Genomic DNA, 14,364 nt, shown 5'->3' with positions numbered 1-14,364 from the left:
GACCGATGCGCGATGCTGCGCGGATGCCGATCCTGGCCGGTGCGGTGCTGTTCCTGTTCGGCCTGATCGAAGGGGCGCTGGTCCAGACCTTCGTGAACCCTCGCATGGCTCTCTCCGCGCATCTCACCGCCGTGCAGAGCGGCATGGCACTGATGATCTTCGGCGTGGTGTGGCGCTGGACGGACCTCCCCGCCCTCTGGTCGCGCGTGGCCCGATGGGCCGTGACGGTCGGCATGTATATCTTGTGGATCGGATTGACCCTCTCCGCCGCCACCGGCGCGGGCGAAAGCCTGCCGATCTCGGGCGCGGGCTACGATGCCGGGCCGGTGGCGCAGAGTGCGGTTTCGGCACTGGTCCTCGGCGGCAGCGTGGCCATGACGATCGGCTGGGCGCTGTTCGTGGTCGGGCTGATGAGACACCGCAGCGCGAGCCGTTGAGAGCACCATTCGCGATCCACGGCCAAGAGTTTTGACGCCCGCCCACGCTCGTGTATTATCGCTGCAACACAGGGCCGTTACCAAAAAGGTGCGGCCCGACATTTGAACCAGACAGGGGGAACCTCATATGACCATGCTTCGTAAAGCCAGCCTATTCGCTCTTGCCGCGGGGCTGATGTCCGCCGCGCCCGCCGCCAGCCAGGATTCCTCGATGACCTCTCCCGCTTCCCCTGCAAGCACCGCCGCGCAGGACCTGTCCGCCTATCCGCTGATCGCGCGCGACGCCCTGTTCGGCAACCCCACGCGCGCCGCTGCACAGATCAGCCCCGATGGCGACTATCTCACCTGGCTCGCGCCCAAGGATGGCGTGCTCAATGTCTGGCTTGCCCCCGCCGACAGTCCCGATCAGGCGCGCGCCATCACCGCCTCCACCGACCGTCCGATCCGCCAGTATTTCTGGGCGCCCGACGGCAAGAGCGTGCTCTACGTCCAGGACAAGGGCGGGGACGAGAACTACCTCCTTTATGGCGTGAACGTCGCGACGGGCGAGGAGACGGTGCTGACCCCGTTCGAGGATACGCGGGTCCAGCTGATCGGCGCCTCGACCACGATCAGGGATGCGATCCTCGTCGGCCTCAACAACCGCGATGCACGCTTCCACGACGTCTATCGCCTCGATCTCGGCACGGGCGAGCTGACGAAGCTGATCGAGAACAACGGCTATGCCGGGTTCATGGCCGATGACAATCTCGACGTGCGCATGGCGATCCGGCCCAACCAAGACGGCGGCATGGATTTCTTCAAGGTCACCGATAACGAGATCGCCGCCGAACCGTTCAGCGCCACCGCGATGGAAGATTCGCTGACCACCAATCCGGCCGGTTTCACCACCGATGGCAAGACCATGTACTGGTATGACAGCCGGGGACGGAACACCGCCGCCCTGGTCGCGATGGATGTCGATACGGGCGAAACGCGGGTGATCGCCGAGGACGAGCGGGCCGATATCGGCGGTTCGATCCGCGATCAGCAGACCGGCGAGATCGAGGCCTATTCGGTCAATTACCTGAAGACCGAATGGACCGCCACCGATCCCGAGATCAAGGCTGCGCTCGATTTCCTCGATGCCGAACTCGAAGGGCAATACGGCATCCAGTCGCGCACCGATGACGATCGCAAATGGATCGTCGGCAACGATCCGGTGGTGGCGCCGGGCGCCGCCTATCTCTACGATCGCGATGCCGGGACGCTGACGCAGCTCTATGTGGGGCGCCCGGAACTGGAAGGCGCGCCGCTCGTGCCGATGCACACGCGCGAACTGACGAGCCGCGACGGGCTGACCCTGCCGACCTATCTGACGCTGCCGCCGGGCAGCGATGCCGATATGGACGGCATTCCCGACAGCCCCGTGCCGATGGTCCTCCTCGTGCATGGCGGCCCCTGGGCGCGCGACGGGTATGGCTACAATTCCAGCCACCAATGGCTCGCCAATCGCGGCTATGCGGTGATGAGCGTCAATTTCCGCGGCTCGACCGGGTTCGGCAAGGATTTCATCAATGCCGGCAATCTCGAATGGTCGAAGAAGATGCATGACGACCTGATCGACGCGGTCGAATGGGCGGTCGGCGAAGGCATCGCGCCGCGCGATCAGGTGGCGATCATGGGCGGGTCCTATGGCGGCTATGCCACGCTTGTGGGCCTGACCTTCACGCCCGAGACCTTCGCCTGCGGCGTCGATATCGTCGGCCCGTCCAATCTCGAAACGCTCTTGTCGACCATCCCGCCCTATTGGGCGCCGCTGATCTCGCAATTCCATGACCGGATGGGCAATCCCAACACGCCCGAAGGCCTGGCGCTGATCAAGGAAGCCTCCCCCCTCTACAAGGCGGACCGGATCGTGAAGCCGCTGCTGATCGGCCAGGGCGCCAACGATCCGCGCGTCAACCAGGCGGAGAGCGACCAGATCGTGGCGGCGATGGAGGAACGTGGCATTCCCGTCACCTATGTCGTCTATCCCGACGAAGGCCACGGCTTCGCCAAGCCGACCAACAACATCGCCTTCAACGCCATCACCGAGAATTTCCTCGCCTCGTGCCTTGGCGGACGCGCGGAACCGATTGGCGATACGCTGGGCGCATCGACCGCCGAAATCGTGACCGGGGCCGAATATGTCGACGGGCTGGACGTCGAGGCCGAGGCCGAAGGCTGAGCCCGGGCAAAAACGCGGGACACGCGATAGGGCCGCACCCTTTCCGCTACGGTGCGGCCCCATTACCGCCGCGCATGGCTCTCATTGCGCCGCGCCAGTTTCACTTGTAACGGACAGCGCGACAAGGAGAATCCCATGCGCGTCGGTTGCCCCAAGGAAATCAAGAACCACGAATACCGGGTCGGCCTGACGCCCGAAAGCGCCTACGAGCTGGTTTCGCAGGGCAACGAAGTCTGGATCGAGAGCGGCGCAGGCCTCGGCATCGATGCGACCGACGAGCAATATATGGCCGCCGGCGCCAAGATCGTCGACGGGCCGGACCCGATCTTCGCCGAATGCGAAATGGTGGTGAAGGTCAAGGAACCGCAGGCCGAAGAGCGCAAGAAACTGCGCCAGGGCCAGATCCTCTACACCTATCTCCACCTTGCCCCCGATCCGGACCAGACGCGCGACCTGCTCGACAGCGGCGTGACCGCAATCGCCTATGAGACGGTGACCGGCCCGCGCGGCCAATTGCCGCTGCTTAAACCGATGAGCCAGGTGGCCGGGCGCATGAGCGTGCAGGCGGGCGCATCGGCGCTCGAAAAGGCGCATGGCGGGCGCGGTGTCCTTTTGGGCGGCGTTCCGGGCGTCATGCCGGGCAAGGTCGTGGTGATCGGCGGCGGCGTGGTCGGCTTCAACGCCGCGCAGATGGCGGTCGGCCTCGGCGCCAACGTCACCATTCTCGACCGCGACCCCGAAGTGCTCGAAAAGGTCGGCACCCATTTCGAGGCGCGGGCGAGCACGCGCTTCTCCAACGCCGCGAACCTGCTCGACGCGGTGAGCGGCGCGGACCTCGTGATCGGCGCGGTGCTGATCCCCGGCGCGGCGGCCCCGAAGCTGGTGACCCGCAATATGCTCAAGCGGATGCAGAAGGGCGCGGTCCTCGTCGACGTGGCGATCGACCAAGGTGGCTGCTTCGAAACCAGCCGCGCGACGACTCATGCCGAGCCGACCTATGTGGTCGATGACGTGGTGCATTACTGCGTCGCCAATATGCCCGGCGCGGTGGCGCGCACCAGCACCTATGCGCTCAACAACGTGACCCTGCCCCACGCGCTCAGGATCGCGCGGATGGGGTGGAAGGAAGCTTTGAGGGCCGATCCGCATCTGGCGGAAGGTCTCAACGTCCACGAAGGCAAGGTGACCTACGAAGCGGTCGCCACCGAACTCGGCCACGAATACCGCAGCACGGCGGATGTGCTCGGGATAGCCTGAGCCTCCGTCCGTCATTCCCGCGAAGGCGGGAATTCAGGATCGGCGCTGCACCATGGATCCCCGCCTTCGCGGGGATGACGAATTGGAAGTCAGCGCGGGATTGGCCTAACCTGCGCGAAACGGCGCGAGCACCTCGGCGCGCACCCGCAGGGGGCGTAAGCTCTCGCGGTCGAGCATGGCCCAGGTCGTGGCGGCGGAGACCATTACGCGCCCGTTCGCGTCGGTGAAATCCACCCGCCGCAGCGATTTCGCGCCCTTGGGCTCGCCTTCGATCCAGGTCTCAGCAGTCACGCTTTCGCCCGGACCGATATTGCCGCGATAATCGATCTCGTGCCGGACGACGAGCCAGACCACGGCCTCCCGGTCCTCGGGCCGCGCCACCGCGTCCCAATGCGCGGTCGCCATGTCCTGCACCCACTGGACCCAGACCGCGTTGTTGACGTGGCCCATCACATCGATGTGCTCGGGTCCGGCCGTGAAGCTCCTGATAAAGCGCAAGACTACTCCGCCCTGCCATTCTGCCACAGGATGAAGGCGACTTCCTCGGCCATTTCGCGGATCGATTCGAAACGGCCCGACTTGCCGCCATGGCCCGCGCCCATATTGGTCTTGAGCAGCAGCGTGTTGTCGTCGGTCTTGTATTCGCGCAGTTTCGCGACCCATTTGGCCGGTTCCCAATAGGTCACGCGCGGATCGTTGAGACCCGCGGTGACCAGCATGGGCGGATAATCCTGCGCGATGACCTGATCGTAAGGCGAATAGCTGAGCATATAGGCGAAGGCCTGCTTGCTCTCGATGGGATTGCCCCATTCGGGCCATTCGCCCGGCGTCAGCGGCAGATCCTTGTCGAGCATGGTGCTGAGCACATCGACGAAGGGCACATGGGCCACCACCGCGCCCCACAATTCGGGATCGGTGTTGGCGACCACGCCCATCAGCTCGCCGCCCGCGGAGCCGCCCGAAATGCTGATCTTGCCCGGCGCGGTATAGCCTTCGGCGACCAGCCCCTTCGCCACGTCGACGAAATCGGTGAAGGTGTTGGTCCGCTCGTTCAGCTTGCCGCCGAGATACCAGTTGCGGCCCAGATCGTCCCCGCCGCGAATATGCGCGATGGCATAGGCGTAGCCGCGATCGACGAGGCTGAGGCGCGTGGTCGAAAAGCCCGGCGGGGTCGCATAGCCGTAAGCGCCATAGGCATAGAGATGGAGCGGTCCGGGCTCTGCCGGGCGATCCTTCCGGCGCACCACGCTGACCGGCACCATCGCCCCGTCGCGCGCGCGGATCGTCAGCCGCTCGGTCACGTAGAGATCGGGATCGTAGCCGCTCGGAATCTCCTGCTGCTTCAACAGTTCCAGCTCAGCGGTATCGACCAGATAATCATAGACCGAATTGGGCGTGACCATGCTGGCATAGGACAGGCGCAGCCGATCGGTATCGTATTCGGGATTGTCGGAGAGGCCGGCGGAAAAGCTCGGCTCCATGAAGGCGATCGGCTTGACCAGCGCGGGCTCGGCATAGGAGCGCAGCTGGATCTGGTCGAGGCCTTCGAGCCGTCCTTCGGTGACGAAGAAATTCTTGAAGAGGTCGAATCCGGTCAGGTAGAATTCGTCCGACCCCGCGATCAGCGTGGTCCAGTCGCCCGGATTGTCGAGCGGCGCGGTGGCGAGGCGGAAATTGACGTGATCGTCATTGGTGTGGACCCATACCGTGCCGTCCCGCACGTCGACATCGTATTCGACGCCTTTCCGGCGCGGTTTGACCAGGATCTGCTCGCCAGTCGGATCGGCGGCGGGGACGAGGCGGACCTCGCTCGTCTCGTTGTCGCCCGTCGCGATGACCAGCCAGTCTTCCTGCGCGGTGAGTCCCGTGCCGACGCGGAAGCCCTCGTCCCCCTCGTGATAGATTTCGACATCCTGTTCGACCGGCTGGCCGATGACGTGGAGCCGCGCATTGTCCACGCGCCATTCCTTGGTCGCGAGCCCATAGACGAGGCCGCGATCACCCATCACCCAGGTGAGGCCGGACAAAGTGCCGGGAATTTCATCAGGCAACAATTCGCCCGTTTCGAGATCCTTGATCCGCGCCGTGAACCGCTCCGATCCGTCCGTGTCGGTCGAGTAAGCGAGATAGCGCCCGTTCTTCGAGACCGAGAAGCTGCCGAGGCGGAAATATTCGACCCCGTCGGCCAGCGCGTTTTCGTCGAGGATCAGCTGCGCATCGCCGCCCGCGACCGGTTTGCGGTAATATTTGCGATATTCCGCGCCCTCTTCGAATTCGGACCAGTAGAGCCAGTCGCCATCCTTCTGGGGCACGGTCGAATCGTCTTCCTTGATCCGCGCCTTCATCTCTTCGAACAGGGTGTCGACCAGCTTCTGATGCGGCTCCATCTGGGCTTCGAACCAGGCGTTCTCCGCCTTTACGTGATCGAGAATGTCCTCGTCATCGATGGTCGGGTAGCTCGCATCGCGCAGCCAGTGATAGGGATCGGAAATCGTGATCCCGTGATGGCTGTAGGAATAGTCGCGCTTCTCGGCGACGGGGGGCGCGGTCGGTTCGGAGGAAGGTTTGGACACGGAACTCTCTCGATTGGCATCGGTAGCCTGGGCGGCGAGCGGAGCGGACAGCGCCAGGCTCGATACGGACAGGCCAAAGACGGAAAACGCAGCCACTAGACGCTTGGACGACATGGATGAACCCCTCGGATGGCGGCGCAGAGGTGGAAAGCGGCGCCGCGATGCCCTACACAGGGGGCCATGATTATGCGGCTGCGTGACGCGCCGCAAGCCGCGCTCGCCCGATGGGCCCGCGCGAACCGACAAAAGGATACGCCGATGCTGATGAACGCCCACGAAGCCCGCCTGACCGACCTGCGCAAGGAATTGCAGAAGCGGGGCCTGTCCGGCTTCATCGTGCCGATTTCGGATGAGCATATGGGCGAATATGTCGGCTCCTATGCAGAGCGGCTGAAATGGCTGACCGGGTTCAAGGGCAGCGTCGGCAGCGCGGCGGTGCTGGCGGGCGATTACAGCGGCAAGGGCGCGGCCATGTTCACCGACGGGCGCTACACCGTCCAGGTGCGCGAACAGGTGTCGGGCGAGCTCTACGATTACGAGGACGTGCCTGCGACCGGCCCCGCCGAGTGGATCGCCAAGCACGCGCCGAAGGGGGCGCGGATCGGCTACGATGCCTGGCTGCATGGGATCGAATGGGTGGAAGCGGCGGAAAAGGTGCTGGCGCGCAAGGGCATCGAACTGGTCCCGGTCGACGGAAATCCGGTCGATGCGATCTGGCAGGACCGGCCCGAGCCCTCCGCTGCCCCCGCCGTCCCCTATGGCGACAAGCTCGCCGGGCGATCGAGCGCGGACAAGCGCGCCGAAATCGCCGACTGGCTGAAGGAGGAAGGCTATGACGCGACCATCGTCACCGCGCTCGATTCGGTGGCCTGGCTGCTCAACATTCGCGGCGCGGATATCGACAAGATGCCGGTCGCCCTCTCCTACGTGATCGCGCGGGCCGACGGGACGGCCGATCTCTTCATCGCGAAGGACAAGGTCTCGTCGGACCTCGTCCAGCATCTCGGCAACGCCGTGACGGTGCGGGACCGCGCGGATTTCGAACCGGCGCTGGCGGAGTTTGCGGGCAAGACCGTGGCGGTCGATCCCGAACGCGCCGTTGCGGGAATTTTCCATGCGCTCAATGATGCGGGCGCGAAGCCCGCCCGCGCGACCGATCCCGCCATCCTGCCCAAGGCGATCAAGACCGCCGCCGAACAGCAGGGCCATCGCGACGCGCAGGCACGCGACGGGGCGGCGCTGGTCCGGTTCCTGCGCTGGATTTCGGAAGAAGCGCCCAAGGGCCATGTCGACGAATTGTCCGCCGCCGCCAAATTGCGCGAGTTCCGCGGGATCAGCCCCGATCTGAAGGATGCGAGCTTCGACACGATCAGCGCCGCGGCGGGCCACGCCGCCCTGCCGCATTACAAGGTCGACGAGGACAGCAATATCACGATCCCGCCGTCCAGCATCTATCTGTGCGATTCCGGCGGGCAGTATCTGGGCGATGATTCCGCCGGCACGACCGATATCACCCGCACCGTCTGGGTCGGTCCGGGCGAGCCCTCGGCTGAGATGATCGATCGCAACACCCGCGTCCTCAAAGGCTATATCCAGCTCGATACGGCGCGCTTCCCGCTGGGGACCAATGGCGGCCAGCTCGACACGCTGGCGCGGATGCATCTGTGGCAGGCGGGCGTCGATTACGGCCATGGAACCGGCCACGGCGTCGGCAGCTTCCTGGCGGTGCACGAGGGGCCGCAGCGGATCTCGAAATCGGGCGGCGCCTTCGCGGGCACGGGGACACCGCTCGCGGCGGGCATGATCCTTTCCAACGAGCCGGGCTATTACAAGCCGGGCGAGTACGGCATCCGCATCGAGAACCTGATCCTGACCGTCCCGGTCGAGATCGAGGGCGCGGAAGGCGACTGGCTCGGTTTCGAGACGCTGACCTTCGTGCCGCTCGACCGGAGGTTGATCGATGCGGATATGCTGACGACGAGCGAGCGCGAATGGGTCGACAGCTATCACGCCAAGGTGCGCGCGCTGCTGGCGCCGCAGCTGGATGGCGAGGACCTCGCCTGGCTCGAGGCGGAGACGGCACCGCTCTAAGGGGCTTGTCCTGCGCCAATGTTCTGGTAATGTTCTTCCCGGCGGTCGCGAGTCGCTTTAAGGGAGAAGCCTGATGCTTGGATATGTGACTGTCGGCACGAACGATCTCGAACGCGCGGCGACGTTCTACGATGCGATCGCGAAGGAAATGGGCGTCGGTCGGATGATGGAGTTTCCGACCTTCATCGCCTGGGGCGAGATGGGCGGCGCCCCCGGCCTCGCCGCGACCAAGCCCTTCGATGGGGAAGCGGCGACGGTCGGAAACGGCATGATGGTGGCGCTGGAGGCCAAGGATACGGCGCAGGTCCATCGCCTGCATGAAATCGCGCTCGAAAACGGCGGCAGCGACGAAGGCGCGCCCGGCCCGCGCGGCGAGGCGGACGATAACGGCATGGTCTTCTACGCCAGCTATTTCCGCGACCCGGACGGGAACAAGCTCAACGCCTTCACCATGGCGAAAGCTTCGGCGGAATAGCCTTCGTGATTGGCAGGTGCCGCTTTGGCGCCGATCGCAGGAGCTTGTCCGATGAAGCATTCGATCCTCACCCTGTCCCTCTCCACGCTGGCGCTCGCCGCAGGCGGTGGCGCGATTGCCCAAGGCCAGACAATGGCTCAGTCTCAGGCGCAGTCCTCTCATGGTGAGGAGCGCACGATCACGCTCGCCGCCATGCAGGAACGCGGGGCGCGGATGTTCGCGCGCATGGACGCGAATGGCGATGGCGTTCTCGACCAGACCGATCGCGCGGCGCGCCGGGCCGATCGATTCGCGAAACTGGATGCGAACGATGACGGCGAAGTCTCGCGCGCCGAAATCGAGGCCGCCCGCGAGGCGCGCGCGGAACAGCGCCGGGAACGCCGCGCTGCTCGCCCAAGTGCTCGGCAAGATACGGGCAAGGCCGACCGCTTCGCCGCGCTCGACACCGATGCCAGTGGTGGCCTCTCTCAGGAGGAGTGGGCCGCCGCGCGGGCGAAGCGCGGGGAGCGGGCGGGCGCCGAGGACCGGGCGCGGCCGGAGCGCAGAGCCGCCATGCATGGCCGGATGACGGCCGGAATGGCGCGTGGTATGATCCGCGGCGCCGATGCCGACGGAAACCGCGCCATTACCCGAGCCGAATTCGACGCCGCCTTGATGCAACGCTTCGCCCGCATGGATATCGATGGCGACGGGACGGTGACCGCCTCCGAACGCAAGGCCGCGCGGGACGCGATGCGCGAGACCATGCGCCAGCGCCGGTCGCAAGGCTAGGCACGGACCGCTCGATCAAGTGAACGGGCGGGCCTGAAATCCCGCCCGCTCTACCGCATCAAGCCGCCGATAATGTTGCGCACGAAGGCGGTCGCGCCGGTGCGGATCGGATCGGCGCTGGATTTCTTGCCCAGCACGCGCGCCACCACGACCGAGGAGAGCGAGCCCGCCGCCGCAGTCGCCGCGGCCTTGCCTGCCCTGCCCCAGAGCGAGGTCGATTTGCGCTCCCTTTTGCCGACCTCCCTGCGCCCCTTCTCCTCCACCTCCGTTGCCGTCGCGGCGGCATCGGCAGCCTTTTGCGCCAGAACTTCCTCCGCACTCTCGCGATCGACCGCCTCGTCATATTTCCCGTCGAGCGCGCTGACCGAATTGACGATCGCGCGTTCCTTGGCCGTGACCGGGGCGAGCCGCGAATGGGGCGGCGCGATCAGCGTGCGCTGGACCACGGTGGGCGCGCCATCCGCGTCGAGTGTCGAGACCAGCGCCTCGCCCACCTTCAGCTCGGTGATCGCGCTTTCGACGTCGAGTTCGGGGTTGATGCGGAACGTCTCCGCCGCCGCGCGGATCGCCCGCTTGTCGCGCGGAGTGAAGGCCCTCAGCGCGTGCTGGACACGATTGCCAAGCTGGCCCGCGATCTTTTCGGGGATGTCGATCGGGTTCTGCGTCACGAAATAGACGCCCACCCCCTTCGACCGGATCAGCCGCACGACCTGTTCGATCGCATCCTCCAGCGCGGGCGGAGCGTCGTCGAACAGGAGATGCGCCTCGTCGAAGAAGAACACCAGCACCGGCTTTTCCGGGTCGCCCACCTCGGGCAACGCCTCGAACAGTTCGGCGAGCAGCCAGAACAGGAAGGTGGCGTAGAGCTTGGGGCTGCGCATTAATTTGTCGGCGGCGAGGATGTTGATCGTGCCACGCCCCTGTTCGTCCACCGACAGGAAATCCGCGATCTCCAGCGCGGGTTCGCCGAAGAACTGGTCCGCCCCCTGCGCCTCGAAGCTCAGCAATTGGCGCTGGATCGCGCCGACGCTGGCCTTGGTGACGTTCCCGTAACGCGCCGACAAATCCTTCGCGTTCTCTGCCGTATGCGCCAGCATCGCCTGAAGATCGCCGAGATCGAGCAGCAGCAGACCCTGTTCGTCGGCATGGCGGAACACGATCTGCAACACGCCTTCCTGCGTGTCGTTGAGATCGAGCAGACGCGCGAGCAATAACGGCCCCATTTCGCTGACCGTGGTGCGGATCGGGAAGCCCTGTTCCCCGAACAGGTCCCAGAACACCGCCGCATTGTCGCGATAATCGAGCGGGCCGATCCCCAGCTCCTCGGCGCGCGCTTCCAGCTTGTCGGCGTGCTTGAAGGCGGGGCTGCCCGCCATCGCGATGCCCGACAGATCGCCTTTCACATCGGCGAGGAACACCGGCACGCCGCGCGCCGAGAAGCTTTCGGCGAGGCCCTGCAAGGTCACGGTCTTGCCGGTGCCCGTCGCGCCGGCGATCAGCCCGTGGCGATTGGCGCGGTCGAGGCGCAGCTCCTGGCGCGATCCGTCCGCGCCCAGTCCGAGAAAGAGATCATCCATGGAAGTCAGGTTTTGCCGCCCGCCCCGTGCGGGTCAAGCGTCTCGACAGGAGGGCGCACCTTGCTAAAGGAGGCGGCGATGAATGCCCGCCCGCCCATGGTCCTGCTCGACGACGCGCGCAGCGAGGGTGCGGCGGATGCCCTGCTGCTCGAGCGGCCCGAACGGATCTTCGTCGCGCGCACGCCGGGCGAAGTCGTCGCAACGCTCGAGCAAGCGGACAGCGCGCGGGTCGAAACCGGGCAGTCGCTGGCGGGCTATGTCGCTTACGAGGCGGGCCTGGCGCTGGAGCCGCGCCTTGCGCCCCTCTCCGCGCAACGGACGGGCGCAGCAGGTCCGCTGGTATGGCTCGGCCTGTTCGGCGAGCCGCGCCGCATTCCGGCGAGTGAGGTCGCGGCCTATCTGGCAGAGCAGAGCCAAGGCGAGGCGCGGATCGGCCCGCTCGACCCGCAAATCTCGCCCGGCGCCTACGAAGAGGCCTTCGCGCGGCTTCAAGAGGCGATCCGCGCGGGCGACATCTATCAGGCCAATCTCACTTTCCCCCTCGCAGGCGGGTTCACCGGCGATCCGCTGGCGCTCTATGCCGCGCTGCGTCCGGCGGCGCGGGCCGGCTATGGCGGACTCGTCTTCGATGGCGCCCACTGGCTCTTGAGCCTGTCGCCCGAATTGTTCGTTTCGCTGAAGGACGGGGCGGCGCGGACCAAGCCGATGAAGGGCACTCGCCCGCGCGGCGCGGATGCCAATAGCGACGCAGCCTTGCGCGAAGAACTGACCCTGTCCGAAAAGGACAAGGCCGAAAACCTGATGATCGTCGACCTGTTGAGGAACGATCTGGCGCGCGTGGCGCAGGCGGGCAGTGTCAGCGTCGACAAGGCCTTCGCGGTCGAGACCTATCCCACCGTCCACCAGATGGTGAGCACGGTGAATGCGAAGCTCGCGCCAGAAAAGGGCGCGATGGACCTCGTGCGGGCGCTGTTCCCTTGTGGATCGATCACCGGCGCGCCCAAGATCCGCGCGATGGAGCTGATCGACGCGATCGAGCGCGATGCGCGCGGGCCCTATTGCGGCGCGATCGGGCGGATCGACGGGGATGGCAGCGCCGCCTTCAATGTGGCGATCCGCACACTGCGCCTGACCGAGATCGAAAACGGACGCGGCAAGGCGGTGCTGGGCGTGGGCGGCGCCATCGTGGCGGACAGCGATCCTCAGGTCGAATGGCGCGAGGCGGTATTGAAGGGCGGCTTCGCCCGCGCCTCCTCGCCCGAGCGCACGGCACCCGATTTCGACCTCATCGAAACCATGCGCTTCACCCCCGATCAAGGCGTGACGCTGCTCGAACTGCACCTCGAGCGCGCGAAGGAGAGCGCGCGTACGCTCGGCATCGCGTTCGACCGGCACGAGGCGCGCAACCAGATCCAGGCCCTCACCTTCGATCTCGACTCGCCCCACAAGGTCCGCCTGAGAGTCGCGCGCGGCGGCGCGATAGCGCTGGAAGCGAGGCCGGTTCCGCTGCCGCTGGACGGTCCGGCGCGCTGCATCCTCCTGCCTCTCCCCGTCGATCCGGGCGACTGGCGGCTGCGCCACAAGACTTCCGATCGCGGTTTCTACGAGGATGCGCACGCCGTGGCTGTGGAAGCGGGCGCGGACGAGGCTCTGTTCCTGCGCGATGATGGGCTGGTGACCGAAGGATCGATCGCGAACCTGTTCGTGGAGCGCGAGGGGATCTTGCTGACTCCGCCTCTCAAACTGGGCCTGTTGCCGGGCGTCCTGCGGCGTTCGCTGATCGAACAGGGCCGGGCGCGCGAAGCGGAATTGACGATCGCGGACCTCGAAGGCGGGTTCCGGCTCGGCAATGCGGTGCGCGGATTATGGCGGGCGGAACTGACCGAATGACACTGATACCCATCCTCTACGAAGACGGCGAAGCGCTGGTCATCGACAAGCCTTCCGGCCTGCCGATCGATCGCCCGCGGCGCGGCGGCAAAAGCCTCGACGATCATCTCGACGGGCTGAAGCTCGGCTTCCAGCGCCTGCCGCTGCCCGTCCACCGCCTCGACACCGATACCAGCGGATGCCTGCTGCTGGCGCGCAACCCCAAGGCGCATAAACGCTTCGCCCGCGCCTTCGAGGACCGGCTGGTCGGCAAACGCTATCTCGGCGTGCTCGCCGGGATACCCAATGGCGAGGAAGGGACGATCGAGTTGTCGCTTTCCAAGATCAGCAGCGCGGAGAAGGGCTGGCGCATGATCGCCGCGAAGAAGGGCAAGCCTTCGGTCACGCATTGGCGCCTGCTCGATACGAAGGACGGCCGCGCTCTGATCGAATTCCGGCCGGAGACAGGCCGCACCCACCAGATCCGTATCCATTGCGAGGCGGGGCTCGGCCTGCCGCTGCTCGGCGATCCGGTCTATGGCAATGGCGCCACGAAGGGCGCCGCGCCGCGCACCATGCTCCACGCCGTCGGCCTGACCGTGACGCGCGAGGGCAAGACGCCGATCGAGGCCGTCGCCCCCCTGCCGCCGGAATTCGCCGCGCTCGGATTTGCCGATACGGCCGCATAATGGGCAAAATCGCCGATCGCGCGCTGGAGATTGCGGAGGAGAAGTTCATCGCTTCCTCCGGCCCCGGCGGGCAGAACGTCAACAAGGTGGCGACGGCGGTGCAATTGCGAGTCGATGTGTTCCGCATCGGCCTGCCGCCCGAAGCATTCGAGCGGCTGAAGGAGATCGCGGGCAGCAAGCTGACCAAGAATGGCGAGATCGTCCTGACGGCCAACGAATATCGCACGCAGGACCAGAACCGCGAAGCGGCGCGCGAACGGCTGACCATGCTGCTGCGCGAGGCGCTGACCCCGCCCAAGCGCCGCGCCAAGAGCCGGGTCAACCGCGTCGGCAAGGTGAAACGGCTGAAGGCCAAGAAGGAACGCGGCGCGGTCAAGGCGAACCGGGGCAAGGTGGATTGGTAACAGGCCCGCCGG

12 protein-coding genes are annotated in these 14,364 nt (G+C 66.0%); 9 read left to right on the top strand and 3 right to left on the bottom strand.

What is annotated here, in order from left to right:
* Positions 1–5: 5 nt before the first annotated feature.
* The 3 genes from GRI47_RS13165 (at position 6) to ald (ending at position 3,903) form a co-directional block, all read left to right on the top strand.
* A complete protein-coding gene (locus GRI47_RS13165; RefSeq protein WP_160661802.1) occupies positions 6–437 on the top strand; it encodes a hydrogenase in 432 nt (143 codons plus the stop codon).
* Positions 438–564: 127 nt separating this feature from the next.
* Positions 565–2,646, top strand: coding sequence for a S9 family peptidase (locus GRI47_RS13160; RefSeq protein ID WP_237452801.1), 2,082 nt, complete (start codon positions 565–567; stop codon positions 2,644–2,646).
* Positions 2,647–2,781: 135 nt separating this feature from the next.
* Positions 2,782–3,903 (top strand): alanine dehydrogenase, encoded by a 1,122-nt coding sequence (gene ald, locus GRI47_RS13155; RefSeq protein WP_160661801.1) that lies wholly within the window; start codon positions 2,782–2,784, stop codon positions 3,901–3,903.
* A 105-nt stretch (positions 3,904–4,008) separates the two neighbouring features.
* On the opposite strand, the gene GRI47_RS13150 is transcribed toward ald, so the two are convergent.
* Positions 4,009–4,401, bottom strand: coding sequence for an acyl-CoA thioesterase (locus tag GRI47_RS13150; protein WP_337190697.1), 393 nt, complete (start codon positions 4,399–4,401; stop codon positions 4,009–4,011).
* A 2-nt stretch (positions 4,402–4,403) separates the two neighbouring features.
* Complete coding sequence (locus tag GRI47_RS13145) at positions 4,404–6,590, bottom strand: S9 family peptidase (protein WP_160661800.1); 2,187 nt, start codon at positions 6,588–6,590, stop codon at positions 4,404–4,406.
* A gap of 144 nt (positions 6,591–6,734) precedes the next feature.
* Here GRI47_RS13145 and GRI47_RS13140 point away from each other — a divergent pair, with 144 nt between their 5' ends.
* From GRI47_RS13140 to GRI47_RS13130, 3 genes are all read left to right on the top strand, one after another.
* Positions 6,735–8,567 (top strand): aminopeptidase P family protein, encoded by a 1,833-nt coding sequence (locus GRI47_RS13140; protein WP_160661799.1) that lies wholly within the window; start codon positions 6,735–6,737, stop codon positions 8,565–8,567.
* A 73-nt stretch (positions 8,568–8,640) separates the two neighbouring features.
* Positions 8,641–9,042 carry a VOC family protein gene (locus GRI47_RS13135; RefSeq protein WP_160661798.1) on the top strand — a complete coding sequence of 134 codons (402 nt, stop codon included), beginning with the start codon at positions 8,641–8,643 and terminating at the stop codon, positions 9,040–9,042.
* A 51-nt stretch (positions 9,043–9,093) separates the two neighbouring features.
* Positions 9,094–9,813 (top strand): penta-EF hand family protein, encoded by a 720-nt coding sequence (locus tag GRI47_RS13130; RefSeq protein WP_160661797.1) that lies wholly within the window; start codon positions 9,094–9,096, stop codon positions 9,811–9,813.
* A 50-nt stretch (positions 9,814–9,863) separates the two neighbouring features.
* Here the strand turns inward: GRI47_RS13130 and GRI47_RS13125 are convergent, their stop codons facing one another.
* Positions 9,864–11,390, bottom strand: coding sequence for a helicase HerA-like domain-containing protein (locus GRI47_RS13125; RefSeq protein ID WP_160661796.1), 1,527 nt, complete (start codon positions 11,388–11,390; stop codon positions 9,864–9,866).
* A 78-nt stretch (positions 11,391–11,468) separates the two neighbouring features.
* Between GRI47_RS13125 and pabB the strand changes: the two genes are divergently transcribed.
* From pabB to arfB, 3 genes are read left to right on the top strand one after another with little or no spacing between them, the layout of a single operon-like run.
* A complete protein-coding gene (pabB, locus tag GRI47_RS13120) occupies positions 11,469–13,280 on the top strand; it encodes an aminodeoxychorismate synthase component I (RefSeq protein ID WP_160661795.1) in 1,812 nt (603 codons plus the stop codon).
* Positions 13,277–13,948 carry an RluA family pseudouridine synthase gene (locus tag GRI47_RS13115; protein WP_160661794.1) on the top strand — a complete coding sequence of 224 codons (672 nt, stop codon included), beginning with the start codon at positions 13,277–13,279 and terminating at the stop codon, positions 13,946–13,948. Before pabB ends, GRI47_RS13115 begins: the two co-directional genes overlap by 4 nt.
* A complete protein-coding gene (gene arfB, locus GRI47_RS13110; RefSeq protein WP_160661793.1) occupies positions 13,948–14,352 on the top strand; it encodes an alternative ribosome rescue aminoacyl-tRNA hydrolase ArfB in 405 nt (134 codons plus the stop codon). The genes GRI47_RS13115 and arfB overlap by 1 nt, the downstream gene beginning before the upstream one ends.
* Positions 14,353–14,364 lie beyond the last annotated feature (12 nt).

The sequence above is a fragment of the Qipengyuania pelagi genome, from assembly GCF_009827295.1.
In the GTDB taxonomy this organism is placed as follows: Bacteria; Pseudomonadota; Alphaproteobacteria; order Sphingomonadales; family Sphingomonadaceae; genus Qipengyuania; species Qipengyuania pelagi.
This window is presented reverse-complemented; position numbering and strand designations above follow the sequence as displayed.

Coding starts and splice junctions, on each gene's coding strand:
- ald (WP_160661801.1), top strand. CDS start 2,782: ATGCGCGTCGGTTGCCCCAAGGAAATCAAGAACCACGAATACCGGGTC.
- GRI47_RS13145 (WP_160661800.1), bottom strand. CDS start 6,590: ATGTCGTCCAAGCGTCTAGTGGCTGCGTTTTCCGTCTTTGGCCTGTCC.
- GRI47_RS13165 (WP_160661802.1), top strand. CDS start 6: ATGCGCGATGCTGCGCGGATGCCGATCCTGGCCGGTGCGGTGCTGTTC.
- GRI47_RS13160 (WP_237452801.1), top strand. CDS start 565: ATGACCATGCTTCGTAAAGCCAGCCTATTCGCTCTTGCCGCGGGGCTG.
- GRI47_RS13115 (WP_160661794.1), top strand. CDS start 13,277: ATGACACTGATACCCATCCTCTACGAAGACGGCGAAGCGCTGGTCATC.
- pabB (WP_160661795.1), top strand. CDS start 11,469: ATGAATGCCCGCCCGCCCATGGTCCTGCTCGACGACGCGCGCAGCGAG.
- GRI47_RS13140 (WP_160661799.1), top strand. CDS start 6,735: ATGCTGATGAACGCCCACGAAGCCCGCCTGACCGACCTGCGCAAGGAA.
- GRI47_RS13135 (WP_160661798.1), top strand. CDS start 8,641: ATGCTTGGATATGTGACTGTCGGCACGAACGATCTCGAACGCGCGGCG.
- arfB (WP_160661793.1), top strand. CDS start 13,948: ATGGGCAAAATCGCCGATCGCGCGCTGGAGATTGCGGAGGAGAAGTTC.
- GRI47_RS13125 (WP_160661796.1), bottom strand. CDS start 11,390: ATGGATGATCTCTTTCTCGGACTGGGCGCGGACGGATCGCGCCAGGAG.
- GRI47_RS13130 (WP_160661797.1), top strand. CDS start 9,094: ATGAAGCATTCGATCCTCACCCTGTCCCTCTCCACGCTGGCGCTCGCC.